Source organism: Micromonospora desertarenae (assembly GCF_056150265.1).
Genome location: NZ_JAXCFQ010000004.1, coordinates 429,687 through 455,362, shown reverse-complemented (window position 1 = coordinate 455,362; position 25,676 = coordinate 429,687). Strand labels below are relative to the sequence as shown.

Genomic DNA, 25,676 nt, shown 5'->3' with positions numbered 1-25,676 from the left:
GCCGTGAGGTGCTGCTGATGCGAACCGTGCTCTCCGCCGTCCTGCCCGACGTCCCCCGGGCCGCCGCGATCTGGCTGAGCCTGCTCGGCGTGGTGGCCGTCATCGTCGCCGGCCTGCTGCTGCGGCCGGGCCGCCTGCGCTTCGACGCCGGCGCCCGGATCCGGCAGGCCGCCATGCCCAGCCAACTCGAACTGGCCGAAGAGGAGCGTGAGCGAGCCCGCTACGCGGCGGAGGTCGCGGTGGCCGCCGAGCGGGCGACCGCCACCGCGCAGCGTCGCCGGGCCGAGTGGGTGGCCGCGCAGGAGGAGGTCGAGCAGGTCTGGCAGGCGTACGAGGCCGCCGAGGCGGACGTGCGACGGTTGGCGGCGGCCGCCGCGCTGCCCCTGCCCCGCACCGCCCGCACGCCCGCCGAGTACGCCGACCGCGAGCGCTTCCTGCATCGCACCGCCCTGGACGCCTACTGGCGCCGGGAACTGTCGGTGGAGCAGCTCAGCGACGTCTTCGCGCACCGCAACGGGTGGGACCCGCGGCTGCACCCGGTGGAGCAGGAACTGGTGCTGCGCCGGGCGGTACGGGACAACCTGCTCGCCCGGCAGCGGGCGGCCCGGGAGCGGGAGCAGGCCGCCTGGCGCGCCGCCGAGCTGGCCGCCGCCGCGGCGCGCAGCCTGCGGGAGGAGGCGTTCGCCGCGACCCGCCGCCGCACCGAGGAGGCTCCGTCGGTGCTGCCGCTGGCCGAGCTGCCGCGCGGCTCGGCGAGCGAGCAGACCCGGGAACTGCCCCCGGTCGCCCGGGGCCGGGCGGCGGTGGCCGCGTACTGATCGGGCGGGGCTGGGCGGGCCGGGCTAGCGTGTGGGTATGTCCAGTGAGGCGTGGCTCGTCGTGGCGGTCGTCGGCGTCCTGGTGGCCGCCATGCTCACCGGCGCCGTGCTGCTGGCCGTACGGGTGGTCCGGGCCCGGCGGATGCTCGGCGAACTCGGCGGCGGCGGCAAGGTCGCCTTCTACGGCGCGCTGATCTACGCGATCTTCCCGGTGGACCTGCTCCCGGACCCGATCTACCTCGACGACATCGGCGTGCTGGCCGGCGCGCTGATCTATCTCACCCGGCTGATCAGCAAGCGCCGGGCCGCGAGCCGGCCGCTGCCCGGGCGCCCGGGCCCGCCGCCCGCCGATCCGGGCCGGATCCGCCGTCCCGTCTCCTGAGCCACCACCGGTGCCGCGTGTCATGATCGGTGCCGCACCGGGAGACAGGGGACGGGCATGCCGGACGCGCATCGGTTGGACCTTCGGGACGAGCGCGTCGTGGCGTTCTGCCGGGAACGGCGGCTGGCCACGCTGACCACCCTGCGCGCCGACGGCACCCCGCACGTGGTACCCGTCGGGGTCACCCTCGACCCGGCGGCGGGCCTGGCCCGGGTCATCACCAGCGGCGGCTCGCACAAGGCCCGGCACGTCGCCGTCGCGGGCCCCGACGGCGCCCCGGTGGCCGTCTGCCAGGTGGACGGGCGGCGGTGGCTGACCCTGGAGGGGCGGGCACGGCTGCGGTCGGATCCGGCCGCCGTGGCCGAGGCCGAACGCCGGTACGCCGAGCGCTACCGGACGCCCCGGGCCAACCCGGAACGGGGGGTCATCGAGATCACCGTGACCCGGGTGCTCGGATCGCTCTGAGCCCCGCGTAGCTCAACCGGCCGGGACATGCCGAGCCGGTCACCGCCGTTTCCTGCCCGCATGTCGCGGATGACCGGTTCCGCGTCGGGGTCGAGGATTCGGTGTGGCGGGCCGCCGAACCGCCGGAATCCGGCCGCCGCGGCCGCTGTTGGACCTGGTCGGACCGGCGGAACAGGCTGACCGGCCGGGCGGAATGCCGGTCGGAGCAGGACCGTTACATCCCCCGGCACGCCCGTGGCCGACGCGGCCCGGGCGATGCGGATTCCCGTTGAGCCGAGCGCCTTTCCCGGTGCTTGCGGCCCCGATCCCGGAGCCGACAAACCCCCGATTGGAGCCCGACCCATGAACTCCATCCTGAAGAAGAGTGGTCTGTCCGTCGCCGGGCTGCTGGTGGCCGGCAGCTGCGTCGCGGGCGCCACGACGGCCGCCCAGGCCGCGCCGACCGGCACTCTCCCGGTCGCCGCGCCGCACACCGACAAGGGCGGCCGCGCGGACAAGCGGGCCGAGCGCATGGTCGGCATCGAGTACCAGGCGCAGCCCAACTTCTACTACTGCGGCCCGGCCGCGACCCGGATCGCGCTGTCCGCGCAGGGCAAGGCGCTGTCCCAGGACGAGGTCGCGAAGCGGCTGGGCACCACCGAGGCCGGCACCGACTCGGCGCTGGACACCACCCGGGTGCTCAACGAGCTGACCGGTGGCCGGTACAAGACCACCGAGATCCGGGGCCCGGTCGCCAAGCCGGAGGAGATCGACCGGCTGCGTGCCGACGTACTGGCCGCGCTGGACGCCGGCCGGCCGGTGGTGGCCAACGTCAAGGGCACCGCGGTGGACACCGACGGCAGCCCGCACTCGTACGAGGGTGGCCACTACCTGACCCTGGTGGGCTACCGGGACGGCGCTGACCTGATCCGGGTCGCCGACCCGGCCAGCCCGGTGCCGGAGTACTGGATGACCCTGGAGAAGGTCGCCAACTGGATCGCCGAGCGCGGCTACTCGTCCTGACCGACGGGCATCAGCGGGCCGGTCTCCCCCGTTCGGGGAGGCCGGCCCGGCGCCGTCCGCGGTGCCGGTGCGTGCGACGGGCACGGCGGGACCGGGCCGGCGGGGTCCGGCGCTCCATCCGGCGCCGGGCCGGTGGCCGGCCGGCGAACTCGCCGGCACCGGCCGCCCGGCGGACCAGCCGGTTGGCCTCGTCCGGCTCGCAGCCGGTCGCGCGGAGCAGGTCGCTGGCGGCGGTACGCAGGTCCGTCACCACCGTGTCGCCGAAGCTGCCCACCCCGTCGGCCCAGGCCCGGCCGGCCAGTTCGGCGGCCTCCAGCACCAGTTGCCGGGCGCGTTCGGGCGGTTCGCCGCGCTGGCACTCCCGCCGCAGTTCGCCGATCGCCGCCGCGAGCCGGGCCACCGCGTCGGGCAGCGGCCCCGGCACCGGTTCGCCGTACTGGAGCAGGGTGGCCGACCGGCGGGTCAGCGCCCGGCTGTCGAGCACCATCCGCTCCAGGTGCTCGGCGCTGCGCGCGTAGCGGTGGTATTCCTGGCGCCGGTGCCACCGGGCCGGCGCGATCGTGACCACCTCCTCGGCACCGCTGAGCGACTCGTTCAGCCGCCCGACGTCGGCGTCCAGGCCGCGCAGCCGCTCCAGGGCCCGCACCACCCGGTCCGCGTCCCGCTGGTCCAGGCCGGTGGCGACCTCGTGCAGCCCGTCGGTGACCTGCGCGAAGATCGGCGCGGTGGCCCGGTCCAGCACCCGGATCGGGTTGATCGGCACCAGCAACGCCACCACCAGCAGCCCCACCACGCTGCCGACCACCGCGTCGAGGATCCGGGGCATCTCCAGGTTGCGCTCGGACGGGGAGAGGGTGGCGATCAGCACGGCGGTACCGCCCGCCTGCCCGACCAGGGAGCCGCTGCGCCCGGCGACCAGCAGCGCCGCCGCGATCGCCAGGGCGACCACCAGGCCGGTCTGCCACGGACCGAAGCCGAGCCAGAACAGCAGGACGTCGCCGATGACGATGCCGAGCGCCACACCGACCAGCAGCTCCAACGTCCGCCGGGTGCGCTGGCCGATCGCGGCGGCGATGGTGCCGACGGCGGCGGCCGGGGCGAAGACGTGCGGGCCGGGCCCGAGCAGCTTCTGCGCGATCAGCGCGGCCAGCGCGGCGGCCAGCCCCGCCTGGAGGGCGATCACCAGGGTGACCTCCAACTGCCGCAGCCGCAGCCGGCCCGCCTGCGCACCGCGTTGCCGGGCCCCGGCCACCGCCCGACCGCCCCGGTCCCGCACCGTGTCCAGCGGTGACCGGGGGGAGTCGGTCGTCCGGCGGTTCTCGGCCATGGCGGCGGTTACCCGGCCCGGAGCGGGTGAATCGCCCCGATCGGGACGGGGCGCTGCCGTACTCCGTCGACACCAACCGGTGCTGGCGGCCACCGCCCGGCACCCGCCGGCCGCGCTCCTCGACGGCCGCCCATGACCGGGCGCGGAGACGGCGGTGGATGCCCGGCCTCCGGTCTGGTGGTTCGCCCGCCCGGCCGGGGGTACCAGGCCCGGCAACCGACCGTTTCCGCAACCGGTAAGGGGCCATCATGACCGAGACACAGACCACCGCCGGCCAGGACGTCGTCGACGTGCTGACCGCCGACCACCGCGAGGTGGAGACGCTCTTCGTCGAGCTGGAGACCCGGCAGGGCACCCCCGAGCACCGCCGGCAGCTGGCCGACGTGGTGATCGCCGAGCTGGTCCGGCACGCCGTCGCCGAGGAGATGTACGTCTACCCGCTGGCCCGCAAGGCGCTGCCGGACGGCGACCAGATCGCCGAACACGAGATCAGCGAGCACTCCGACGCCGAACGGACCATGAAGGAGCTGGAGTCGCTGGATCCCTCCGACCCCCGCTTCGACCCGCTGCTGACCCACCTGACCAGCACGATCCGCCACCACGTGCAGGACGAGGAGAGCGACCTCTTCCCCCGGCTGCGCGCCGCGGTGGCCCGTGAGGAGCTGGTGGAGCTGGCCGGCAAGGTGACCGCGGCGAAGAAGGCCGCGCCGACCCGGCCGCACCCGGCCGCCCCGGACCACCCGCCGGCCAACCGGCTGCTCAACCCGGGCACCGGCCTGGTCGACCGGATGCGCGACGCGCTCAGCGGCCGCCCCACCTCCATGTCGGACCTGCGCGACAAGCAGAGCTGACCGACCGGGCGCCGGTGGCCCCCGGCGGAACCCGTTCGCGACCTCGCGGTTGTCGACCCTTCGGCGACGTGGGGTCGACGCGACGGGGCCCGCCGGGGGCCACCGCGTGTTCCCGGCCCACCGTCCCGGTCGGCGCGGGCCACCTCGGGGGCGTCGGCTTGGTAGAGTCGCGCTCCCCCAGCGCTGCGTAACCTCGTGCAGCGCTGACAACGGTCACGGGCGCTCCGGAAAGGACTGTCCCGGGCCACCGCGCGCGGCGACCCGGGACGGCAGGGCAACTCAGCGCACCTGGTCGCCCTCGCCGGTACGCGCCTGGGCCTGGTCCACGCCCTTGTCGATCTGGTCGTCGTACTTGCCGCCGGTGCGCTGGTCGGCCATGTCGCCGCCCTTCTCCAGCCCCTGGTCGACCTGCTTGTCGTGCTTGTCGGCGAAGTCCTTGGCCTTGTCCATGAAGTCGCTCATCACGGTTCTCCTCGCGTCGGGGTCGAGCATCCTGGGTTCCCCGCGACCCTGGGCGCAAACGCCGACCGGCCGGACAGACCGTCACGGACCGGACGCGCGGCGCACCGGCCGAACCGGGTCGACACCGGCGCCGCGGCGACCGGCTCCCGCCCCCGCGCCACCGTGGACGGTCCTCGGCCCCGCCGCCGGGAACACCGATCCGCTCCCCCGCGCCCGGCGGGCCGCCTAGCGTGGGCACGGGTGTCGGACGGACGCCGGCCGGGTACGGACCACGCCGGAGATCGAGGAGGGCCGACGTGAGTGACGACGGTGCCGGGCGGACGCCCGAGACGACGAGCCGGGACGGCAGTCCCCGGCAGGCGTGGGCGACCCTGCCGTGGCTGGTCCGTATCGCTGTCGTGTGGAGCGCCTGCCTGGTGGTCGTGGCCGCCGGGCTCTACCTGGTCGGCCGGATCGCCGTCCTGCTCGCGCCGCTGGCCATCGCGCTGGCCGCCACCGTCTTCCTGACCGCCCTGCTCGACCCGGTGCTGCTCCGGCTGCGCCGGCTCCGGCTGCCCGCCGCGCTGGCCGCCCTGCTCACCGTGCTGCTCCTGCTCGGCATCCTGGTCGGGGTCGGGGTGCTGGTGTGGAACCTGACCGCCAGCCAGTTCAGCGAGTTGAGCGAGGAGCTCCAGCGCGGCCTGGACCGCAGCCGGGACTTCGTCACCTCCACCCTGCCGGTGACCGACCAGCAGCTCGACCGTCTCGTCGAGCAGGGACGCCAGGCGCTCAGCCAGGGCTCGCTGGACCCGGTGGCGGGCGCCCGGACGGTCGGCGAGGTCCTCGGCTCCGCGCTGCTGGCGCTGGTGCTCCTCTTCTTCCTGCTCAAGGACGGCCGGTCGATGTGGCACTGGGTGCTCGACCGGGCGACCGGGCCGAACCGGGCGGTGGCCGCCGAGGCCGGCCGGGTCGGCTGGCGCACGCTGGGCGCGTACAGCCGGGGGACGATGATGATCGCGGCGATCGACGCGATCGGCATCGGTCTGGCCCTGGTGGTGCTCCGCGTCCCGCTGGCGCTGCCGCTCGCGCTGATCACCTTCCTCGGCGGGTTCGTACCGATCATCGGGGCCACCGTGGCCGGCGCGGTGGCGGTGCTGGTGGCGCTCGCGGCCAACGGGCCGGGCACCGCGCTGCTCACCCTGGCCGCCGTCATCGCCGTGCAGCAGATCGAGGGCAACCTGCTGGAACCCCTGATCATGAAGCGCCAGGTACGCCTGCACCCGGCGGTGATCCTGGTCGCGGTCACCGCCGGAACCCTGGTCGCCGGGATCGCCGGCGCCTTCGTCGCGGTGCCGATCACCGCCGTGGTCTGGCGGATCGTGGAGACCGTGCAACAGCACCGCGACGCGCCGTTGGAGCCGGCGGAGTCGAGGTAGGCCAGCGTGCCCCCGGGACCGGTTGACCGCCTCGCGGCGCGTCCCGGCCGGTCAGGAGGGGATCGGGTGGCGCAGGTGGGTGGTGAACCAGCCGGTGGCGGCGTCGGACACCTCCTCCAGCGTGCCCGGTTCCTCGAACAGGTGGGTGGCGCCGGGGACGATCCGCAGCTCGGCGTTGCCCCGCATGGCGTCCCGGGCCTGCTCGTTCAGCGTGATCACCTGCTCGTCCAGGCCGCCGACCAGCAGCAGCGTCGGCGCGCGCACCTGACCCAGGGCCGGGCCGGCCAGGTCCGGCCGGCCACCCCGGGAGACCACCGCGCGCACCAGGTCCGGCCGGGCCGCCGCGGCGACCAGGGCGGCGGCCGCGCCGGTGCTGGCGCCGAAGAGACCGATCGGCGCCGGGCCGAAGGGACGCTCGGTGTCCAGCCAGTCGACGATCGCGGCCAGCCGGTCGGCGAGCAGGCCGATGTCGAAGCGCAGCTCAGCGGTGCGGGCGTCCAGTTGGTCCTCGGTCGCGGTGAGCAGGTCCACCAGCACGGTGCCGAGCGCCTGCCGGTTCAGCACGTGGGCCACCGCGACGTTGCGCGGGCTGTGCCGGGAACTGCCACTGCCGTGCGCGAAGAGCACCACCCCGGCGGGTTCCGCCGGGACGAGCAGGTCGGCGGTGAGCTCGACCGCCCCCGCCGGGATCGTCACCTCGCTGCTGCGCACGTCCATCTCGACCTCCACCCCGCCGGCCGGACCACCGGCTGCGTCACCGGGCTTACCCGGCGCCGCGCGCGGCACGCCGGCGTTTGTCGGCCGGGTGGTCGGGTAGCCGGCGGGTGACCGCAGACCGTACCGGCGCGAGGGCGCCCCGACGGATCGCGAGGATCGCCATGGCGCAGCAGCAGCGAGGGTCCCGACCGCAGACCGCCGAGCAGGAACGGCGGGAACAGGACGAGGAACGCAGCCGGGACTGGGGGGACGAGGCCGCCAAGGCCCGGGTGGCCGACGATCCGCGGGCGATGGCGCCGCGGGACGCCGCGGGCCGACCGTCCCAGGGCAGGTCGCTCTAGACCGACCGCCGCCGGCCCGCCACGTCGCGGGCCGGCGGCGCCGTCCGTCCGGTTCGTCGTGGTACGCCGCCCGCCCGGCGTGGGCTCCTCCCCTACGGCTCGTGCTCCGGCAGCCGCAGCAGCGGTGACCGGCCGGGGGCCTGTTCCGGCGCCGGACCGGAGACCTCCAGCGGCGGCACCGGCACGGTCACCGGCTCGTCGCAGGTGACCCGCACCTTCTCGCCGTGGTGGCGCAGTTCCAGCACGTCGTCCGGGTCGCCGTGGCGCAGCGCGTACGTCACCTGGTGCGGCCGCACGTCGACCCGCAGCCGCATGTCCCGCCACTGCAACGAGAACTCCAGCCGGCTCAGCCGGCTGGAGAGCCGGGGCGAGAAGGACAGCGTGCCGTCGTGGTCGCGCAGCCCGCCGAAGCCGGCCACCAGCGCGATCCACGCCCCGGCCAACGCCGCCATGTGCACCCCGTTGCGGGTGTTCTCGCTCAGGTCGTGCAGGTCCATCAGCGCGGCCTCGCGCAGGTAGCTGTGCGCCAACTCGGGATGGCCCACCTCGGCCGCCAGCACCGCCTGCGTGCAGGCCGACAGCGACGAGTCCCGCACGGTACGGCGCTCGTAGTAGAGGAAGTTGCGCAGCTTCTGCTCCGGGGTGAACGCGTCACCCCGCCAGTGCATGGCCAGCACCAGGTCGGCCTGCTTGACCACCTGCTTGCGGTACAGGTCGAAGTACGGGTAGTGCAGCAGCAGCGGGTACTTCTCCGCCGGGGTGTGCGCGAAGTCCCACTCCTGCAACCGGGTGAAGCCCTCCACCTGCTGGTGGACGCCGAGTTCCTCGTCGTACGGGATGTGCATGTCCACCGCGGCGTCCCGCCAGGAGGCCGCCTCCTCGTCGGTGACTCCGAGGCGGAGCGCCTCGTCCCGGTGCCGCATCACCGCGTCGGCGGCGGTGAGCAGGTTCCGCTGCGCCATCAGGTTGGTGTAGATGTTGTCGTTCTTCACAGCGGTGTACTCGTCCGGGCCGGTGACCCCGTCGATGTGGAACTTTCCGCGCCGGTCGTGGTGGCCGAGCGAGCGCCACAGCCGGGCGGTCTCCACCAGCAGCTCCAGCCCGATCTCCCGTTCCAGCTCGACGTCCCCGGTGACCAGCACGTAGCGCCGCAGCGCGTCGGCGATACCCGCGGTGACGTGAAAGGCCGCCGTGCCCGCCGGCCAGTAGCCCGACGACTCCGGCCCCTCGATGGTCCGCCAGGGGAAGTCCGCACCCTCCAGGTTCAGCGTCCGGGCGTGCTCGCGCGCGTAGGGCAGCGTGCGGTGCCGCCAGTGCAGGGCGTCCCGCACGGCGGCGGGATGGGTGTAGGTGAGCACCGGCAGCACGAACATCTCGGTGTCCCAGAACGCGTGCCCGTCGTATCCGGTACCGGTCAACCCCTTCGCGGGGATCGGCCGGCGCTCGGCCCGCGCGCCGGCCTGCAGCACGTGGAAGAGGCCGAAGCGGACCGCCTGCTGCACCTCCGGGTCGCCCTCCACCACCACGTCGGCGGCGTCCCAGAACTCGTCGAGGTACTCCCGCTGCTCCCGGCGCAGCCCCTCCCAGCCGTCCAGCTTCGCCCCGGCGAGGGCGGCGTTGACCTGGTCGCGCAGCGCCGGCAGCGAGCGCCGGCTGGACCAGCCGTACGCCAGGTACTTGACCACCCGGAGCGTCTGGCCGGGCTCCAGCACGCACGCGGTGGTGGTACGGACCCAGTCCTCGTACCCCTCGGACTCGATGGTGGTGCGGGCCGGCGCCTGCACGTCGTGGTCCATCGCGGCGGCCACCCGCAGTCCGGAGACCTTGGTGCGGTGGATCAGCAGCCCGCCGTCGTCGGTGGTCAGCTCCTCCTCGGCGAGCAGCGGCGATTCGAGGACCGCCGCCACCCGCGGGTCCTTGCTCTGCGCCGGCAGCGTCTCGTTCGCCACCAGTTCCGACTGGACGATCAGCCGCAGCGGCCCGTCGACCGCCTCCACCTCGTAGTTGATCGCGGCGATCGCCCGCTGGGTGAACGAGACCAGCCGGGTGCTGCGCACCTTGACCTCGCGGCCGGCCGGGGAGCGCCAGTGCAGCTCCCGGTGCAGGGTGCCGGCGCGCAGGTCGAGGATCCGCTCGTGGGCGATCAGCTCGCCGTAGCGGACGTCGAGCGGCTCGTCGTCGACCAGCAGCCGGATCAGCTTGCCGTTGGTGACGTTGACGATCGTCTGACCCGACTCGGGGAAGCCGAACCCGGCCTCGGCGTACGGCAGCGGGCGCAGCTCGTAGAAGGAGTTGAGGTAGGTGCCGGGCAGGCCGTGCGGCTCGCCCTCGTCGAGGTTGCCGCGCAGCCCGACGTGGCCGTTGGAGAGCGCGAAGACCGACTCGGACTGGGCGAGCACGTCCATGTCCAGCCGGGTCTCCCGCACGTGCCACGGCTCGACCGGATAGGCCCGTTCCCTGATCATGCGCCCCGCCCCTCGTCGAGCAGTTCGGCGAGGTCGCCGACCACCACGTCCGCGCCGTGTGCCCGCAGTTCGTCGGCCTGCCCGACCCGGTCGACCCCGACCACGTAGCCGAACCCGCCGGCCCGCCCGGCGGCCACCCCGGCCAGCGCGTCCTCGAACACGGCGGCCTGCGCCGGCTCGACGCCGAGCAGCTTCGCGCCGGCCAGGAAGGTGTCCGGGTACGGCTTGCCCCGCAGCGCCTGGGCGCGCGCGACCAGGCCGTCCACCCGGGCCTCCAGCAGCGGCTCCAGGCCGGCGGCGGCGACCACCTCCGCGCCGTTGGCGCTGGCGGTGACCACCGCGCGGCGCAGCCCCGCCGCCGCGGCCGCAGTCAGGTAGTCGACCGAGCCGGGGTAGACGTCCACCCCGTGGGTTCGCAGTTCCTGCAACAGCCGGACGTTCTTCCGGTTGCCGACGCCGTTGACCGTCTCGGCCTCGGGCGGGTCGTCGGGCGTGCCCTCGGGCAGCACCACGCCGCGTGAGGCGAGGAAGGCCCGCACCCCGTCGGCGCGGGGCCGGCCGTCGACGTACCGGTTGTAGTCCGGCCCCGGGTCGAAGGGGCGGTACGGCTCACCGCTGATCGCGGCGTGCCGCTGGAGGAACTCGTCGAAGGTCGCCTTCCAGGCGGCGTTGTGCACCCGGGCGGTCTGCGTCAGCACACCGTCCAGGTCGAAGAGACAGGCGGTCACGTGAGCAGGCAGGCCCAGCACGGTACGAATCTATCCAGACCGCCGCCGGGAGAAACCCGTTTCGGCCCCGTCGGGTCAGTTCGGCCGCAGCGTCCAGACCACTGTCAGCGTGGAGGTGGGCTTGCCCTCCTCGGTGGCGATCTCCACCTGGACCGGGAACTCCGGCCGCTGGCCGGCCTCCAGCTCGGCGATCACCTCGGCCGGCGGGCGGCCGAGCCGGGCGGTGGCCAGCACCGGACCCATCGCCAGCTTCCGGTACGCGATCTCGGCGCGCACCGCGAGCGGCACCGCGCGGTCGAGCAGGTGCCCGAACGCGGCCATCACCACCGTGCCGGAGGCGGTCTCGCCGAGGGTGAACATCGCACCGGCGTGCGGACCGCCGACGTGGTTGTGGGTGGCCGGCGTGTCGGGCAGCCGGACGACCGCCCGCACCCCACCCTCCGCCTCGGGGGCCACCTCGAGGATCTCCAGATTCAACGTACGGGCGAACGGCACGGCCTCGAGCATGGCCGCCGCCACCTGGCGCGAGTCGATGGTCATACCCCGGAACGTTACTCGCCGGTAACTTCCCGGACAAGCGGCTGCGCCCGCCGATCCGGGAGCAGTGCGCCCCGCGATGGCTTCGGGTGCGTCTGTGGTCGTCGGAGCGACCACCGACGCGCCCGGACGACCCGCCACCGACCCGCTCACCGGCGACGCGCCCCGTCCCGGGAGCGGGGGCGGGGCGCGTCGGGGTGGTGGCGGGTCAGAGGTTGGCGATGGTTCGGAGGATCTCGGCGTAGAAGTTGCCGTCGATGCTGCGGAACAGCGCGAAGCCCTGGCCCGGGTCGCCGAAGAACGGGCGCAGCGTCCAGGCGAGCTGGGTGCCGACGAAGCCGAAGAGCAGGATCCAGATGTAGAGCAGGGTCATGCTGGCCGGGCGCTGGCCCGGCTCACCGCGCCGGGCCGGCGGGGTGCCCCAGGGCCGCTGCGGATAGCCGGGCGGCACGATCCCGGCCGGGTAGCCCGCCGGCACGAGCGCCGGCTGCCCGGCGAAGGCCGGCTGCGCCACCAGCACCGGCTGCGCGACCGGGCCGGGCTGCGCCGGGGCCGGCTGGCCGGTGGTCGGCGCGGCGGACCCGTCGCCGGCCGCCGTGCTGCCGTTGGCGGCGACCGGCGCGCCGCCGACCGTCGCACCCGCCGGCACCGGCTCGGCGACCGCCGGGGCGGGCTGCACCGCCTCGGCCGGCACGGCCGGCGCGGGAGCGGCCTGGGCGGGCACCGCCTGGGCGGCGGGGGTGGCGGCGTTCGCCGCCTGGCCGGCGGTGGCCGGGGCGAGCAGGCCGTGCTCGTTGAGCACCTGCATGCCACCGGTCAGGAAGCGCAGGCCGACCACCGCGGACAGGGTCAGGATCGCCACGTTCAGCAGCTTGAAGAAGCCGTAGTCGGGGGCGGTGATCAGGAAGAACAGGCTGATCGGCGCGAACGCCACGGCGAGCATCGAGGTCACCGTGATGGCCACCATGACCAGGGCCACCGACTGCCGTACCGAGAGCCGGGCCCCGAAGACCAGGTTGAACAGGTAGAGCGTGGGCAGGCAGATGACCAGCGTGACCAGGAAGAGCAGCGGCAGCTTCACCGCCGAGGTCAGCGCCATCAGCGGGCTGTGGAACGCGCCCAGCACCGCGCCGTAGCAGGCCAGCGCCACGGCCGAGCTGGCCAGCATCCGGCCGGTCAGCGCGTTCAGGTCGCGCTCGGCCACGATCTGCTGCCAGATGCCCTGCCGGTCGCGCAGGATGCGCTCGATGACCAGCGGGCTGGGACGGTCACCCGACACGGGCGCACCCCTTCCGGTTCGATGCTCTGTGGATTGTGGTGCGCTGACGGTAGGGCACCGGGCCGGTCACCGCCACCCCACGTCGATCCGGTCGCCGCGCTCGTCGAAGAAGTGCAGCGCGTCCATGCGTACCGCTACCGAGAGCGGGTGACCGGCGGAGACCGCCGGGTACGGAGCCAGCCGGACGGCCAGCTCGGCCGGGCGCCGGTGGTGCCGGCCGGGGTCGTTGAGCACGCTGGTCCGCGTGCCGACGGACGCGCTCGGCGCCTCCCCCTCCCCGGCCCGCCCGGCGAGCCGCTGCATGACCTGGCCGAACCGGCGCAGCCCGCGCTGGCCGGCGACGTCGGCGGTCTCGCCGCGCGCGCCCATCTCGTCGACCACGATCGCGGTGGCCCCGATGTCCAGGAAGGCCAGCGACTCGTGCCCGTGGTGCTCCAGGTAGCGGATCCGGCCGTGCAGCACGTCGCCCGGGCTGTCCGGGGTGACCGGGGTGAGCGCCTCGGCCCGCATCCCGACCACGATCCGCTCCCCGTGGTAGTGCGCCACCGCCCGGCTGCGGATGTCGTCCCAGGGCAGGTAGAGCGCCTGCTCGCCGAGGGTGAGCGTGACGTAGCGGTCGAGGTGGACGTAGACCGAGGCCTCCAGCAGGTTCATCCGCGGGCTGCCGAGGAACGCGGCCACGTAGAGGGTGGCCGGCCGCCCGTACACCTGGGTGGGGGTGCCGACGTCCTGGAGGACCCCCTTGCGCATGATCGCGACCCGGTCGGCCATGGTCAGTGCCTCGGCCTGGTCGTGGGTGACGTAGATGGTGGTGACGCCCAGCTCGCGGGTGAGGCCGGAGATCTCCGCGCGCAGCTCGGCGCGGAGCCCGCTGTCGAGATTGGACAGTGGCTCGTCCATCAGGAACAGGCCGGGCCGGCGGACGATCGCCCGCCCCATCGCCACCCGCTGGCGCTGCCCGCCGGAGAGCTGGCTGGGCTTGCGACCGAGCACGTCGCCGATGCCCAGGGCGCTGGCCACGTCGGTGACCCGCTCGCCGCGCGGCACCGGCTCGATCCCGGCCAGCCGCAGCGGGAAGGCGATGTTGTCGCCGACCGTCATGTGCGGGTAGAGCGCGAAGTCCTGGAAGACCATGGCGATCCGCCGGTCCCGGGGCGGCAGGTCGTTGGCCAGCTCCCCGTCGAGCATGATGGCGCCCGAGCTCGGATCCTCCAGCCCGGCGACCATCCGCAGCACCGTGGACTTGCCGCAACCGGACGGGCCGAGCAGCACCATGAACTCGCCGTCGTTGACGTCGAGGCTGACGCTGTCGACGGCGCGCGTGCCGTCATCGAAAACCTTGGTCACATCCTTGAGCGCGACGGTAGTCACCGTCTCCTCCCCCAGCTCATCGACCGAACCCCGAATGACTGTGACGAAACTCATGCGCTCCGCACATCGGGTAAACGTGCCATGTTCAGCCAGTGACAGACCTATTACGCCGTATCGAGCGCCGGCGATCGACCTGAGCGATGGTTCAGCAGGCCGGACGGGTCTCCGGCGACTCGCCGAGGAAGACCCGGCGGACCAGCCGCTCGGCGGCGTGACCGTCCTCGAGCGAACAGAACCGGGTCCGGAACTGCTGGCGGGCCTTGCCGGCCGCGTCCGAGCCGTACTCGCCGGAGCGGAACAGGTCGAGCAGGTCGGCGAAGGTGCGGGCCACCGCACCCGGCGGCTCCGCCGTCACGTCGAAGTAGACGCCGCGGGCCAGCCGGTACGCGTCCCAGTCCGGGGCGTAGACGACGATCGGCCGGTCCAGCACCGCGTAGTCGAACATCGCCGACGAGTAGTCGGTGACCAGCACGTCGGCGGCGAGGTAGAGGTCCTCCACCCGGGGATGGCCGCTGACGTCGCGGATCCGGTCCCTCGACAGCGGCCGCCGGGTCCGCCGGTCCCGGTCGTGGAAGTAGTGGCTGCGCATCAGCAACCGGCCGGTCGGGCCGAGCACGTCGAGGAACCGGTCCGGGTCGAACGGCGGCCGGTAGCCGGGCAGGTGCTCCCGGTGCGTCGGCGCGTAGAGCACCACCTGCTCGTCGGGGCCGAGGCCGAGGTCGACGCGGATCCGCCGTACCTCCTCGGCGGTGGCGGTGACCAGCCGGTCGTTGCGCGGGTAGCCGACCTCCAGGGTGGTGTACGCGGCCGGGTAGGCGCGCTCCCACATCTGGGTGGAGAAGCTGTTCGCGCTGACGCTGTAGTCCCAGCGGTCCACCCGGCGCAGCAGCCCGGCGAAGTCCATCCCGACCGCGCCGAGCGGGTAGCGCTGCTGGTCCAGCCCCATCACCTTGACCGGCGTGCCGTGGTGGGTCTGCAGGTGCACCTGCTCGGGTCGCTTGCGGACGAAGTCCGGGAAGTTGACGTTGTTGACCAGCCAGCGGGCCCGGGCCAGCACCCGGTGGTACGCGGGCGTGCCGGCGACGACGTACTCGACGCCGTCGGGCAGCGTGTGCACCCGGTCCCGGCGGACGATCCACACCCCGCGCACCTGCGGCGCCAGCCGCCGCGCCGCCTCGTAGACGGCCGCCGGGTTGCAGGCGTAGCCGCGATACCAGTAGGCCGCGTACACCGCCAGCGTCGGGTCGACCGGTCGGCGCAGCTCGGCCCGGTAGTACTCGCGCAGCAGCGCGTCCCGGGCCGTCCGGGCGGTACGCCGGGCCACCGGCGCGACCCGCCGTTTCGCGTCCCGGGCGGTGCGCCGGGCCGCGTCCCGGGCCTGGCCGGCGGTCCGCAACGCGCTGAAGGTCCGCCAGCGCCCGGCCGCCACCAGCCGGTACTTGAGCCCCTCCACCCCGGCCGGGGTCGGAGGGCGCTCCGGCGGGACCCAGCGGGCGTAGTCGGCGGTGATCTGGCGGAAGAAGCCGGGACGCAGGTCGGGCGCGATCCGCTCGCCGTTGCCGAGCACTGTCAGGTAGTGCCAGATCATCCGCTCGAAGACCGCCGGGCGCAGCTCGTCGACCGCCGGCCCCCAGGAGTCCATCAGCCGGAACACCCGGTGCCACTGCTCGAACACCTCGAAGTGCCGGTCGCCGCGGGTCCGGGTGATCGCCCCGGCCCGCCGCTGCCGGTAGTTGACACACACCCGGTCCAGCACGGCGATCCGCTCGGCGGCCATCAGCACCGGGTAGCTGAACGAGACGTCCTCGTACCAGCCCGGCGCGAAGCGCAGCCCCAGCTCGACCAGGAACCGCCGGCGGACCAGCCGGTTCCAGGCGGTGTGCAGCAGCCGCAGCGTCTCCGGCCGGTCCCGCAGCCGGAAGGTCCCGGCGCCGGGCGGCTCCGGGAACACCTCGGCCATCGCGCTGCGGGTGGCGGTGTCGTTCCAGTGCGTCCGGACGTGGTCGACCAGCAGCACGTCCGGCCGGTCGGCGCGCAGCCGCTCGGCCACCTCGACCAGGCAGTCCGGCGCCAGCCAGTCGTCACCGTCGACGAACCAGACGTACTCGCCGGCGGCCCGGTCCAGCCCGATGTTGCGGGCCGGACCGAGCCCGACGTTCTCGGTCAGCCGGATCGCCTGCACCCGCTGGTCGCGGGCCGCGTACTCGGCCAGGATCTCGCCGCCGTCGTCGGGCGAGCAGTCGTCGACCCCGATCACCTCGATGTCGGCGACCGGCTGGCCGAGGATGGAGTCCAAGCACTCGCGCAGGTAGCCCTGCACCCGGTAGGCCGGTACGACGAAACTGATCAGGGTCATCCGGCCGGCCCCTCCGTCAGCCCGGCGAGCGCCCTCCCGCACCGACCAGGCCCGCCGTCGCCCGCGCGGCGCGGGCGGGCAGGACGACCCAGGCGAGGACCACGCTCCCCACAAAAACCACGAGAAGGTACGTACCGAGTGTAGCCATCCCGATACCCGCAATTCCGACGATCGCCGCGAGGGCCAGCAGCGCCGAACGCCCCTCCCAGCCCAGCGTGGCCGGGTGCAGCGGCGGCGCGGCCTGCCGCTTCTCCAGCCGGGCGGTGAGGTCGTAGTGGTGCAGGGTGAGCACGAAGACGTAACCGAAGACCAGCCACGCCGGCACCCCGCCGATCACCCCGACCGCGATGGCGAACAGGTACTCGGCGGCCCGCAGCGCGGCCGGCACCAGCCAGTCCAGCGGCCCGTTGTGCGCCGCGCCGGCGCCGAGGCCGCCGACCAGCAGCACCAGCAGCGCGACCGGCACCACCCAGCGCAGCCCGTCCGGGTCGCCGCCGTCGGCCGCGAGCAGCGCCGCCACCAGCAGCGCCGCCGACCCGAGCGCCGCGACCACCGCCAGGGTGAGCGGCCCCATCGGACGCAGCGCCGGCAGCCGGCGGGCCAGCGGGCCGTCGTCGCGGTGCAGGGTGGCGTCGACCGTGTCCAGCACCGGCACCCACATCCAGCGGGCGCGCAGGGTGCGCAGCGCCCCGGTGTACGCGAACGCCAGCACCCCCCAGGTCAGGACGGCGACCAGGCTGACCAGCGGGCCGAACAGCGCCACGGTCACCGCGATCAGCGCCCACCGCTCGCCGATCGGGAACACCACCGTCCGCTTCAGCCAGTACGACACCGAACCGGTGTCCGCCTGCACCCGGGTGGAGGCGGCGTTGAGCTTCCCGCCGATGCCGCCGGTGGCCCCCGCCGCCGGGCGGGGACGGCGGGCCGCCTCGTCGTGCAGCACGCCGTACCAGGTGTCGGTCATGTGCCGCACGGTCTGCAACGTCATCGCGGCGATCGCCAGCGCCCAGCCGTACCGGAACCCGGCCTGGGTCGCGCCGTAGCCGAGGCCGGCGTAGACCAGGTACTCCTTGGCCCGGTCGGCCATGGTGTCCAGCCAGCCGCCCCAGGCGCTGAAGTGCCGGGTGTAGCGGGCCAGCTGGCCGTCCACGCAGTCGAGGACGAAACCGAGGTAGAGCAGCACCGCCCCGGCGACCAGCGCCGGCCGGCCGCCGACCCCGAACAGCACCGCGGCGGCCACCGCGAAGGCCACCGAGATCATCGTGACCGCGGTCGGGCCGAGCCCGACCCGGGCCGCCGCCTTCGTCACGTACGGCGACCAGGTGCTGACGAAGAAGGTGGTGAAGAAGTCGTCCCGCTCCTTGACCGAGAGCTTCAGCTCGGCCCGGTCCTCGTCGACGGCGGCCACGGCCGCCTCCGCGGCGGCCAGCCCGGCGGCGTCGGTGACCCGGTGCGCGACGAGCAGGCGTACCCGGTGGGCGAAGGTCAGGGTGCCCAGCCCGGCGAGGCCGGCGAAGAGCCGGTCCACGGCGGGCCCGGCGACCGCCGGGGCGGTGCCGGCGGCGACCGCGCGGGCCGCGGCGGCGAGCACCGGCAGGTCGTCGGCGCCGACCCGCAGCGCGCCGCCGAAGATCCCGGTGGCCGCGCCGGCCAGCCCCTCCGGCGGCCCGGCGTCGACCACCTGACCGCGCTCCTCGCGCACCGCGACCCACCCGGCGTCCGGCGGGTCGGTGAGCACCAGCGCCACGGTCGGCCCGACCGGGCTGGTGGCCAGGTGCCGCAGCACGGCGGTGTGCGCGACCAGGTCGGCGCCGGTGACGAGCACCGGCCCGGTGGCGGCGTCGGCGAGCGCGGCCAGCTCGTCGAGGTCGGCGGCGAACCGCACCTCGGCCGCCCCGGCCCGGCGCAACTGCGCGGCCAGCCGGTCGGCGAGCCTCCCGCCGGTCGTCGCCGCCGGCAGGCCCGCAGCCGGCGTGGTGGTGGGCAGGCTCGCGGCCGGCGCTCCGGCGGCGAGTACGATCGCGAGGGTCACCGCGGGACCGCGCTGTGGTACGCGTCCAGCGCCTCGGCGATGGTCCCGTCGACGCTCAGCCGGCCGCCGTCGAGGAAGAGCCCCCGACGGCAGAACCGGGTCAGGTCCTTTTCGTTGTGTGACACCAGCACCAGAGTGCGCCCCTCCCCGAGCAGACGGTCGATCGTCGCATAACACTTCTTCCGGAACTCCGCGTCACCGACCGCTGTCACCTCGTCCATCAGCAGGATCGGGTGCGGCAGGTGGGAGATGATCGCGAAGCCGAGCCGGACCTTCATCCCGGACGAGTAGTGCCGGACCGAGGTGTCGATGGCCCGCTCCACCTGCTCACCGGCGAACGAGACGATGTCGTCGAAGTGCCGTTTCAGGTAGCTCGACGACAGCCCGTGCAGCCCGCCCACCAGGTACAGGTTCTCCCGCCCGGTCAGGTCGTTGGAGAACCCGGCGGAGAGCTCCAGCAGCGGCGCGACGTCGCCGCGGACCCGGATCCGGCCCTCGTCCGGGATCAGCACGCCGGCGATCAGCCGCAGCAGCGTGCTCTTGCCGGTTCCGTTGCGGCCGATCACACCGACCGTCTCGCCGACGGAGATCGCGAAGGACACGTCGCGCAGCGGCCAGAACTGCCCGCTCCCCGCGCCCCGGGCGCCGCGGTGGATGAACAGCTCGCGCAGCCGCAACTGCCGCCGGCGGTTGCGGACGAACCGGATGCCGAGGCCCTCGGCCTCGATGATCGGGTCGGCCATTCACAGTTCCTTGAGCACGGCGGGCTCCAGCCGGCGGAACGACCACCAGCCGACGACCAGCACCAGCAGGCTGCCGCCGACCGTGGTGGCGAGCAGCCGGGCGTCCGGGAACTCGGCCGGGTACCAGATCGCGTGGTGCAGCTGGAAGATGCCGACCAGCGGGTTCAGCTCGTAGCCGAGCTTGAGCCAGCCCGGCAGGTCGGAGTCGCGCACCAGGCTCAGCGGATAGATGATCGGCGTGGCGTAGAAGAGCACCCGGATGATCAGCCGCATGAACCGCTCGACGTCGCGCATCAGCACGTTGAACGCCGACAGCAGCAGCGCCAGCCCGACCAGCAGCACAGCCTGCACGACCACCGCCAGCGGCAGGGCGAGCAGCGACCAGCCGAGGGTGACCTTGCCGTGCGCCGCGTACACCACCGCCACCGTGGCCAGGATCGGCAGGCCGGCGGCGTACTCGGCGAACCGACCGGTGACCCGGCCGATCGGGAAGACCTGACGCGGCACGTTCATCGTGGTGATCAACCGCGACTGGCCGGTCAGCGCGTTGGTCGCCTCGCTCAGCGCGGAGCTGGTCCACATCCAGGCGAAGATCCCGGTGATCAGGAAGAGCGGGTACGAGTCGGCCGCCTCGCCCAGATGCCGGGTGGTGTCCCGGGAGTAGAGCACGCCGAAGACGAACCAGTAGATCGCGCCCATGCCGAGCGGCTCGATGAGCGACCACAGGTAGCCGAGCACGGACTGCTGGTACTTCACCGCGAGGTCGCGTCTGACCAGGATGCGCAGCGAATTGCGGTGCGACCACAACGCGCCGACGCCCGAGGTCACCGCCGCCTCCCGCCTCAGTGAACGGACGACAGGTTAGCAGTCGGTGAACGAACGCCCGCTCAGCACTCGATCACGTTGACGGCCAGGCCGCCGCGTGCCGTCTCCTTGTACTTCACCTTCATGTCCGCGCCGGTCTCCCGCATGGTCTTGATGACCTTGTCCAGCGAGACGGCGTGCACCCCGTCGCCGCGCAGCGCCAGCCGGGCGGCCGTGATCGCCTTGATGCTAGCCACCGCGTTCCGCTCGATGCACGGGATCTGCACCAGGCCACCGACCGGGTCGCAGGTGAGCCCGAGGTTGTGCTCCATGCCGATCTCGGCGGCGTTCTCCACCTGCTCCGGGGTGCCGCCGAGCGCCTCGGCCAGCCCGGCGGCGGCCATCGAGCAGGCCGACCCGACCTCGCCCTGGCAGCCGACCTCGGCCCCCGAGATGGAGGCGTTCTCCTTGAACAACACGCCGATCGCGCCGGCGGCGAGCAGGAAGCGCACCACCCCGTCCTCGGAGGCGCCCGGGGAGAAGCGGTCGTAGTAGTGCAGCACCGCCGGGATGATGCCGGCCGCGCCGTTGGTCGGGGCGGTGACCACCCGGCCGCCGGCCGCGTTCTCCTCGTTGACCGCGAGGGCGAACAGGGTCACCCAGTCCATCGCGCGCAGCGGGTCGGCCGCTCCCCGGCCCGCCGCGCCCGCCGCCGACCGCACCGGGTCCGCGTCCGCCATCAGGCCGCGGTACAGCTCGGCCGCCCGCCGCCGGACCTTCAACCCCCCGGGCAGTACGCCGTCCCGCTCGCAGCCGCGGGTGACGCACTCCCGCATCACCCGCCAGATCTCCAGCAGGCCGGCCCGCACCTCGCGCTCGCTGCGCCAGGACAGCTCGTTGGCGAGCATCACCTCGCTGATCGACAGCCCGGTCTCCCGGGTCACCGCGAGCAACTCCCCGCCGGTGGAGAAGGGGTACCGCACGGCGGTGGTGTCGGGCTTGATGCGGTCCGCCCCGGCCGCCGCCTCGTCGACGACGAACCCGCCGCCCACCGAGTAGTAGGTCCGCGTCCGGAGCGGCTCCCCGGCGGAGTCGTAGGCGGCGAAGGTCATCCCGTTCGGGTGGTACGGCAGCGACCGGCGGCGGTGCAGCACCAGGTCCCGGTCCGGGTCGAAGTCGATCTCGTGCGCGTCGAGCAGGCCGATCCGGCGTTCCGCCCGGATCCGGGCGACCCGCGGCTCCACGGAGTCGGTGTCGACCGTCTCCGGCGCCTCGCCGGCCAGCCCGAGCAGCACCGCACGGTCGCTGCCGTGGCCGTGCCCGGTGGCGCCCAGCGAGCCGAACAGCTCCGCCTGGATCCGGGCCGTGTCGGCGAGCAGCCCGTCGGCCTTGAGCCCGGCGACGAAGGTGCGGGCGGCCCGCATCGGCCCCACCGTGTGCGAGCTGGACGGCCCGATGCCCACGCTGAACAGGTCGAAAACGCTGATCATGCTGCTCTTCCTCGCCGTCGTCCGCCTCGCGCGGGGTGGTGGCCCGGCCCGGTGCCGGCCGCCCCGAATCGGGCGGCGGTCCGGCATCCGGGTGTGGACGCCCGACCGTCCAGCCTACCTGCCCAGGTCACCCCCTGCCCGGCGTGTCGCCGGCCGCCGCGCCCCGGCCCGCGACAAGCGACCCGGGTGGCCGAGCACCACGCGGCGGCACGGGTCGCCGAGTGCGCCGCGGGTGGCCGAGTGCGGCGCGGGTGGCCGAGTGCGTGCGGCGGCGCGGGTGGCCGAGCAGCGCGCGGCGGCGCGGGTGGCCGAGTGCGGCGCGGCGTCCGGTCCGGCGGCGGTCCGCGACGGCTGTCGCCGCTGCGGCGGTGCGCGACGGGCGGGTGCGTCGATCGGACCCCGCCGGGTAACCACCTACGGGTGACCGGGTGTCCGATCCTCCCGCAGGCCGAGGGCGGGATCGCCACCCGTTCCTACCGTTGATGACAGACGCGGCGGATCCGCCGCAGAGTGGGAGTACGACGATGAGTCGCAAACTGGTCCGGCCCCGCCAGGGGCGCATGCTCGCCGGTGTCTGCGCCGGCCTGGCCCAGCGGTTCGGCACGTCCGCCAACTTCGTCCGGCTGCTGTTCCTGCTGTCGCTGCTGCTGCCCGGCACCCAGGTGATCGTCTACCTGGTGCTCTGGATCCTGATGCCGAACGAGGACCGCTACCTCGCCACCGCCCGTCACTGACCTCTCCCGGCGCCGAGCGCGCAGCGCGCCGCCAGCACGAACAGGGAAAGAGTGGCCGTTCCAGCGCTGGAGGCCACTCTTTCTCTGTACGTACGACCCGTCGGGGCGGGGTCAGGGGGCGGTGTAGGTGACGGTGACCTTCTCGTAGCCGAGGGAGCGCAGGAGGCCCTCGAGCATCTTGCGGGTGTTCTCCTCGGCCCGCTGGGCCAGGCCGCTGTCCCGGGCGGCGGCGGTGATCCGTTCCTCGGCGAGCTGGTAGACCTGCTGCTGGCGGTTGGGATCGCCGCCGACCAGGTCACCGATCCGGTTGAGCAGGCCGCGCTGCTCGGCGAAGACGTAGCTCTTCTCCAGGTCCAGGTTGGTCTTGCCGAGCTGCGGCGCCGGCAGCTTGATCTCCACCGACTTGCCGTCGGCCGACTCGACCACCGCGCCCTCGGAGATCTTGGTGAAGTCGACGTACGCCTCGACGCTGCCCGCCCCGACGAAGAGCGTCCGCTGGTTGATCAGCCAGTCCGGCACGTTGCGCCGGTCGTTCTCCAGGTCGACGACGACCTGGAAGTTGCCCTCGGCGGCCACGTAGCGGCTGAGATCCTGGATCGACTTGAGCAGCGGCGGCTGGCTGCGGTCGGTCTGCTGCTTGGCGAACGGGTTGCGGAACTCCGGCAGGATGCCGGTCGCCTGCACGCCGAGGAGCACCACCACGGCGAGCGCCGCCGCGCCGAGCACCCAGAGCAGGCCGCGGGCCGGGCCACCGGGTGACGGCGGCACGCCGTCGGCGGGCCCGGTTGGGCCGCCCGACCGGTCGCGCAGGTCGTCGCCGGTGGGATAGCCCGGGAACTCCCTGGTGGGCTCGTTGATGCCAGCGTCGCGCGCCATCGCCCTCACCGTCCTCGTCAGACATGTCGTCCTCAGATGACGGTACGTCCCCGGTACGACACGCGCGCGGCGAGCGGCCAAGCCGCCCGTCTGCCCAGCTCAGCGCCGCTGCGCGGGGGCCGCCCGCCCGGTCGTCGGCGGGGCCGCCGGAGCGCCGGAGCGCCGCCGCCGGTCAGGCGAAGGCCGAGATGCCGGTGAGCTGCTGCCCGATCACCAGCTGGTGGATCTCCGAGGTGCCCTCGTAGGTGAGCACGCTCTCCAGGTTGTTGGCGTGCCGCATCACCGGGTACTCACCGGAGACGCCGTTCGCGCCGAGGATGGTGCGGCACTGCCGGGCGATCGCCAGCGCCTCCCGCACGTTGTTCAGCTTGCCCACGCTCACCTGCGCCGGGCGCAGCCGGCCGGCGTCGGCGAGCCGACCCAGGTGCAGCGCCAGCAGGTAGCCCTTGTGCAGCTCGACCGCCATGTCGGCGAGCTTGGCCTGGGTGAGCTGGAAGCCGGCCAGCGGCCGGCCGAACTGGGTGCGGGTGGCGGCGTACGCCAGGGCGGTCTCCAGGCAGTCGCGGGCCGCGCCGAGCGCACCCCAGACGATGCCGAACCGGGCCTCGGTGAGGCAGCTCAGCGGTGCCTTGAGGCCGACCGCCTCGGGCAGCCGCGCGGCGTCCGGGAGCCGGACGTCGTCCAGCGTGATCTCCCCGGTGACCGAGGCGCGCAGCGACATCTTGCGGGTGATCTCCCGCGCGGTGACGCCGGGGGTGTCCATCGGCACGGCGAACCCGCGCACACCGTCCTCGGTGCGGGCCCAGATCACCGCCACGTCGGCGATCGGCGCGTTGGTGATCCACATCTTGCCGCCGGTGAGCACCCAGTCGTCGCCGTCACGGCGGGCCCGGGTGGCCATCGACGCCGGGTCGGAGCCGTGGTCGGGCTCGGTCAGCCCGAAGCAGCCGATCGCCTCGCCGGTGGCCATCGACGGCAGCCAGCGCTGTTTCTGTTCCTCGCTGCCGTAGCGCCAGATGGCGTACATGGCCAGCGAGCCCTGCACCGAGACCAGCGAGCGCAGGCCCGAGTCGCCGGCCTCCAGCTCCAGGCAGGCCAGCCCGTACGCGACCGCGGACGCGCCGGCGCAGCCGTAGCCGTCCAGGTGCATGCCGAGCAGGCCGAGCTTGCCGAACTCGCGGGCCAGCTCCCGGGCGGGCACCCGGCCCTCCTCGTACCAGCCGGCGACGTGCGGGCGGACCCGGTCGTCCACCAGCTGGCGCACGACCGCGCGGATCTGCCGCTCCTCCTCGCTGAGCGACGAGTCCAGGTCGAGCAGGTCGAGCGGGGCGGTAGGGCTCATGGCAGCCACCTTAACGAAGGCTCAGGCGAACTCACTCCACCGGCTCGGAGAGCACCAGCACCCGGGCGTGGATCTGGTTGCGCTGCTGCAGCGCGGCGCGCAGCGCGCGGTGCAGCCCGTCCTCCAGGTAGAGCCCGCCGTTCCACTGCACCACGTGCGGGAAGAGGTCGCCGTAGAAGGTGGAGTCCTCGGCGAGCAGCTTGTCCAGCGCCAGTTCGCGCTTGGTGGTGATCAACTGGTCCAGGCGCAGCGGCCGCGGCGGGATCTCCGCCCACTGCTTGAGCGTCAGGTTGTGCTCCGGGTAGGGACGCCCGTCCCGAACCGCTCTGAAGATCACGACGGCACGCTCCCCTCCCCGTGGCCGGGCCGACCCGCGGCACCGTGCCGGGTCGCGGCGTGGCACCGCGACCTGCGGTACCGATGACCGTGCCAGCCTAGCCGGCCGTACCACACCGCGTTCTGCTCCCTGATGTCAGTTTCGCTACCGCTGGTCCGTTCCTCAACCCGGCGAATCCTCCGCAACCGGTCAGCTCCACCGGCCGCGCCGGACCACTTCGTCGACCGGACGGCGCCCTCGACGCAGCGACGGTGACCGATGGTCGAGCGCCCGGTAACCGATGGTGATGGCGCCGACGGGCTGGTACGCCGCGGGCACCCCGAACGCCTCCCGGTAGGCGTCGAGCCGGTGCGGCGGGATGCCGAAGAAGCACGCCCCCAGCCCCTCGTCCACGGCGGTCAGCAGCATCAGCAGCGCGGCGAAGCCGGCGTCGACGTACCAGTAGGGCACCGGCCAGCGCTCCGGCGAGCGGTCCGTCCAGCCCTTGTCCGGCTCGGCGTACCGGTCCAGGTAGGCGTCGCGGTTCGCGTGCGGGACGACGATCAGCGGCGCCCGGCGCATCCCGGCCAGCCAGCGCTCCCGGCCGCCGCCGGCCGGGGTGGTCGCCGCCCAGAACCGGTCCCGGTCCGCCGGCGTCTCCAGCACCAGGAAGCCCCAGCCCTGGGCGAAACCGGCGGACGGCGCGCGGACCGCGTGGTCGAGCAGGCGGTCGACCACGTCGGGCGGGACGGGGCGGTCCGGGTCGTAGTTGCGCACCATCCGGCGCCGCCGGACCACCTCGGCGAATTCCATTGCCGCCCCC

At 74.0% G+C, this 25,676-nt stretch carries 25 protein-coding genes; 8 read left to right on the top strand and 17 right to left on the bottom strand.

From position 1 onward, the window contains the following. The first annotated feature begins 17 nt into the window (after positions 1 to 17). From SM577_RS10905 to SM577_RS10890, 4 genes are all read left to right on the top strand, one after another. Entirely contained in the window at positions 18 to 818 is an 801-nt protein-coding gene (locus SM577_RS10905) for a hypothetical protein (protein ID WP_474586818.1), read from the top strand. A 37-nt stretch (positions 819 to 855) separates the two neighbouring features. Further along, positions 856 to 1,200 (top strand): YkvA family protein, encoded by a 345-nt coding sequence (locus SM577_RS10900; RefSeq protein WP_302918486.1) that lies wholly within the window; start codon positions 856 to 858, stop codon positions 1,198 to 1,200. 57 nt (positions 1,201 to 1,257) lie between these two features. After that, complete coding sequence (locus SM577_RS10895) at positions 1,258 to 1,665, top strand: pyridoxamine 5'-phosphate oxidase family protein (RefSeq protein WP_474582928.1); 408 nt, start codon at positions 1,258 to 1,260, stop codon at positions 1,663 to 1,665. 342 nt (positions 1,666 to 2,007) lie between these two features. Then, positions 2,008 to 2,667, top strand: a complete 660-nt coding sequence (locus tag SM577_RS10890) for a C39 family peptidase (RefSeq protein WP_302918488.1) — start codon at positions 2,008 to 2,010, stop codon at positions 2,665 to 2,667. Positions 2,668 to 2,677: 10 nt separating this feature from the next. Here the strand turns inward: SM577_RS10890 and SM577_RS10885 are convergent, their stop codons facing one another. Then, positions 2,678 to 3,994, bottom strand: a complete 1,317-nt coding sequence (locus SM577_RS10885; protein WP_302918489.1) for an FUSC family protein — start codon at positions 3,992 to 3,994, stop codon at positions 2,678 to 2,680. Between the two features lie 248 nt (positions 3,995 to 4,242). Between SM577_RS10885 and SM577_RS10880 the strand changes: the two genes are divergently transcribed. Continuing rightward, positions 4,243 to 4,845, top strand: coding sequence for a hemerythrin domain-containing protein (locus SM577_RS10880; RefSeq protein ID WP_302918490.1), 603 nt, complete (start codon positions 4,243 to 4,245; stop codon positions 4,843 to 4,845). A gap of 279 nt (positions 4,846 to 5,124) precedes the next feature. Here the strand turns inward: SM577_RS10880 and SM577_RS10875 are convergent, their stop codons facing one another. Beyond that, on the bottom strand, positions 5,125 to 5,307 hold the full coding sequence (locus SM577_RS10875; RefSeq protein WP_302918491.1) for an antitoxin: 183 nt from the start codon (positions 5,305 to 5,307) through the stop codon (positions 5,125 to 5,127). A 296-nt stretch (positions 5,308 to 5,603) separates the two neighbouring features. Here SM577_RS10875 and SM577_RS10870 point away from each other — a divergent pair, with 296 nt between their 5' ends. Next, the gene (locus SM577_RS10870) at positions 5,604 to 6,722 is read left to right on the top strand and encodes an AI-2E family transporter (protein WP_474586817.1); all 1,119 of its coding nucleotides are present in this window, start codon (positions 5,604 to 5,606) and stop codon (positions 6,720 to 6,722) included. Positions 6,723 to 6,773: 51 nt separating this feature from the next. On the opposite strand, the gene SM577_RS10865 is transcribed toward SM577_RS10870, so the two are convergent. Next, positions 6,774 to 7,439 carry a dienelactone hydrolase family protein gene (locus SM577_RS10865; protein WP_302918493.1) on the bottom strand — a complete coding sequence of 222 codons (666 nt, stop codon included), beginning with the start codon at positions 7,437 to 7,439 and terminating at the stop codon, positions 6,774 to 6,776. Between the two features lie 161 nt (positions 7,440 to 7,600). Between SM577_RS10865 and SM577_RS10860 the strand changes: the two genes are divergently transcribed. Then, the gene (locus SM577_RS10860; protein ID WP_302918494.1) at positions 7,601 to 7,780 is read left to right on the top strand and encodes a hypothetical protein; all 180 of its coding nucleotides are present in this window, start codon (positions 7,601 to 7,603) and stop codon (positions 7,778 to 7,780) included. A gap of 92 nt (positions 7,781 to 7,872) precedes the next feature. Here SM577_RS10860 and SM577_RS10855 read toward each other — a convergent pair whose 3' ends face one another. From SM577_RS10855 to SM577_RS10810, 10 genes are all read right to left on the bottom strand, one after another. Beyond that, positions 7,873 to 10,245 carry a glycoside hydrolase family 65 protein gene (locus SM577_RS10855; protein WP_302918495.1) on the bottom strand — a complete coding sequence of 791 codons (2,373 nt, stop codon included), beginning with the start codon at positions 10,243 to 10,245 and terminating at the stop codon, positions 7,873 to 7,875. Further along, positions 10,242 to 10,994, bottom strand: a complete 753-nt coding sequence (locus tag SM577_RS10850; RefSeq protein WP_474582260.1) for an HAD-IA family hydrolase — start codon at positions 10,992 to 10,994, stop codon at positions 10,242 to 10,244. Before SM577_RS10850 ends, SM577_RS10855 begins: the two co-directional genes overlap by 4 nt. Positions 10,995 to 11,048: 54 nt before the next feature. Further along, entirely contained in the window at positions 11,049 to 11,513 is a 465-nt protein-coding gene (locus SM577_RS10845; protein WP_302918497.1) for a DUF4442 domain-containing protein, read from the bottom strand. A 205-nt stretch (positions 11,514 to 11,718) separates the two neighbouring features. After that, positions 11,719 to 12,789, bottom strand: coding sequence for a hypothetical protein (locus tag SM577_RS10840; RefSeq protein ID WP_474586816.1), 1,071 nt, complete (start codon positions 12,787 to 12,789; stop codon positions 11,719 to 11,721). A gap of 66 nt (positions 12,790 to 12,855) precedes the next feature. After that, complete coding sequence (locus tag SM577_RS10835) at positions 12,856 to 14,160, bottom strand: ABC transporter ATP-binding protein (protein ID WP_302918499.1); 1,305 nt, start codon at positions 14,158 to 14,160, stop codon at positions 12,856 to 12,858. A gap of 145 nt (positions 14,161 to 14,305) precedes the next feature. Further along, on the bottom strand, positions 14,306 to 16,516 hold the full coding sequence (locus SM577_RS10830) for a bifunctional glycosyltransferase/CDP-glycerol:glycerophosphate glycerophosphotransferase (RefSeq protein ID WP_474586815.1): 2,211 nt from the start codon (positions 16,514 to 16,516) through the stop codon (positions 14,306 to 14,308). 16 nt (positions 16,517 to 16,532) lie between these two features. Continuing rightward, complete coding sequence (locus SM577_RS10825; protein WP_474586874.1) at positions 16,533 to 18,503, bottom strand: DUF5941 domain-containing protein; 1,971 nt, start codon at positions 18,501 to 18,503, stop codon at positions 16,533 to 16,535. Positions 18,504 to 18,544: 41 nt separating this feature from the next. Then, positions 18,545 to 19,291: an ABC transporter ATP-binding protein gene (locus SM577_RS10820; protein WP_474586814.1), complete on the bottom strand. Its 747-nt coding sequence runs from the start codon at positions 19,289 to 19,291 to the stop codon at positions 18,545 to 18,547. Beyond that, a complete protein-coding gene (locus SM577_RS10815; RefSeq protein WP_302918502.1) occupies positions 19,292 to 20,119 on the bottom strand; it encodes an ABC transporter permease in 828 nt (275 codons plus the stop codon). A gap of 59 nt (positions 20,120 to 20,178) precedes the next feature. Continuing rightward, complete coding sequence (locus tag SM577_RS10810) at positions 20,179 to 21,585, bottom strand: L-serine ammonia-lyase (RefSeq protein ID WP_302918503.1); 1,407 nt, start codon at positions 21,583 to 21,585, stop codon at positions 20,179 to 20,181. Positions 21,586 to 22,109: 524 nt separating this feature from the next. Here SM577_RS10810 and SM577_RS10805 point away from each other — a divergent pair. Continuing rightward, positions 22,110 to 22,319, top strand: coding sequence for a PspC domain-containing protein (locus SM577_RS10805; protein WP_302918504.1), 210 nt, complete (start codon positions 22,110 to 22,112; stop codon positions 22,317 to 22,319). A gap of 111 nt (positions 22,320 to 22,430) precedes the next feature. Here the strand turns inward: SM577_RS10805 and SM577_RS10800 are convergent, their stop codons facing one another. The 4 genes from SM577_RS10800 to SM577_RS10785 all read right to left on the bottom strand — a co-directional run bounded on the left by SM577_RS10800 (position 22,431) and on the right by SM577_RS10785 (position 25,666). Next, on the bottom strand, positions 22,431 to 23,195 hold the full coding sequence (locus tag SM577_RS10800) for a DUF4230 domain-containing protein (protein ID WP_474586813.1): 765 nt from the start codon (positions 23,193 to 23,195) through the stop codon (positions 22,431 to 22,433). Positions 23,196 to 23,367: 172 nt separating this feature from the next. Continuing rightward, positions 23,368 to 24,537, bottom strand: a complete 1,170-nt coding sequence (locus tag SM577_RS10795) for an acyl-CoA dehydrogenase family protein (RefSeq protein WP_474582255.1) — start codon at positions 24,535 to 24,537, stop codon at positions 23,368 to 23,370. A gap of 31 nt (positions 24,538 to 24,568) precedes the next feature. Continuing rightward, positions 24,569 to 24,874, bottom strand: a complete 306-nt coding sequence (locus SM577_RS10790; protein WP_076470742.1) for a type II toxin-antitoxin system VapB family antitoxin — start codon at positions 24,872 to 24,874, stop codon at positions 24,569 to 24,571. Positions 24,875 to 25,063: 189 nt separating this feature from the next. Continuing rightward, positions 25,064 to 25,666 carry a nitroreductase family protein gene (locus SM577_RS10785; protein ID WP_302918507.1) on the bottom strand — a complete coding sequence of 201 codons (603 nt, stop codon included), beginning with the start codon at positions 25,664 to 25,666 and terminating at the stop codon, positions 25,064 to 25,066. Positions 25,667 to 25,676: the final 10 nt, after the last annotated feature.

Bases quoted from the DNA above. Each gene is read 5' to 3' on its own strand.
- SM577_RS10905 (WP_474586818.1), top strand. From the start codon at position 18: ATGCGAACCGTGCTCTCCGCCGTCCTGCCCGACGTCCCCCGGGCCGCC.
- SM577_RS10900 (WP_302918486.1), top strand. From the start codon at position 856: ATGTCCAGTGAGGCGTGGCTCGTCGTGGCGGTCGTCGGCGTCCTGGTG.
- SM577_RS10895 (WP_474582928.1), top strand. From the start codon at position 1,258: ATGCCGGACGCGCATCGGTTGGACCTTCGGGACGAGCGCGTCGTGGCG.
- SM577_RS10890 (WP_302918488.1), top strand. From the start codon at position 2,008: ATGAACTCCATCCTGAAGAAGAGTGGTCTGTCCGTCGCCGGGCTGCTG.
- SM577_RS10885 (WP_302918489.1), bottom strand. From the start codon at position 3,994: ATGGCCGAGAACCGCCGGACGACCGACTCCCCCCGGTCACCGCTGGAC.
- SM577_RS10880 (WP_302918490.1), top strand. From the start codon at position 4,243: ATGACCGAGACACAGACCACCGCCGGCCAGGACGTCGTCGACGTGCTG.
- SM577_RS10875 (WP_302918491.1), bottom strand. From the start codon at position 5,307: ATGAGCGACTTCATGGACAAGGCCAAGGACTTCGCCGACAAGCACGAC.
- SM577_RS10865 (WP_302918493.1), bottom strand. From the start codon at position 7,439: ATGGACGTGCGCAGCAGCGAGGTGACGATCCCGGCGGGGGCGGTCGAG.
- SM577_RS10860 (WP_302918494.1), top strand. From the start codon at position 7,601: ATGGCGCAGCAGCAGCGAGGGTCCCGACCGCAGACCGCCGAGCAGGAA.
- SM577_RS10855 (WP_302918495.1), bottom strand. From the start codon at position 10,245: ATGATCAGGGAACGGGCCTATCCGGTCGAGCCGTGGCACGTGCGGGAG.
- SM577_RS10845 (WP_302918497.1), bottom strand. From the start codon at position 11,513: ATGACCATCGACTCGCGCCAGGTGGCGGCGGCCATGCTCGAGGCCGTG.
- SM577_RS10830 (WP_474586815.1), bottom strand. From the start codon at position 16,516: ATGACCCTGATCAGTTTCGTCGTACCGGCCTACCGGGTGCAGGGCTAC.
- SM577_RS10820 (WP_474586814.1), bottom strand. From the start codon at position 19,291: ATGGCCGACCCGATCATCGAGGCCGAGGGCCTCGGCATCCGGTTCGTC.
- SM577_RS10810 (WP_302918503.1), bottom strand. From the start codon at position 21,585: ATGATCAGCGTTTTCGACCTGTTCAGCGTGGGCATCGGGCCGTCCAGC.
- SM577_RS10805 (WP_302918504.1), top strand. From the start codon at position 22,110: ATGAGTCGCAAACTGGTCCGGCCCCGCCAGGGGCGCATGCTCGCCGGT.
- SM577_RS10800 (WP_474586813.1), bottom strand. From the start codon at position 23,195: ATGGCGCGCGACGCTGGCATCAACGAGCCCACCAGGGAGTTCCCGGGC.
- SM577_RS10795 (WP_474582255.1), bottom strand. From the start codon at position 24,537: ATGAGCCCTACCGCCCCGCTCGACCTGCTCGACCTGGACTCGTCGCTC.
- SM577_RS10785 (WP_302918507.1), bottom strand. From the start codon at position 25,666: ATGGAATTCGCCGAGGTGGTCCGGCGGCGCCGGATGGTGCGCAACTAC.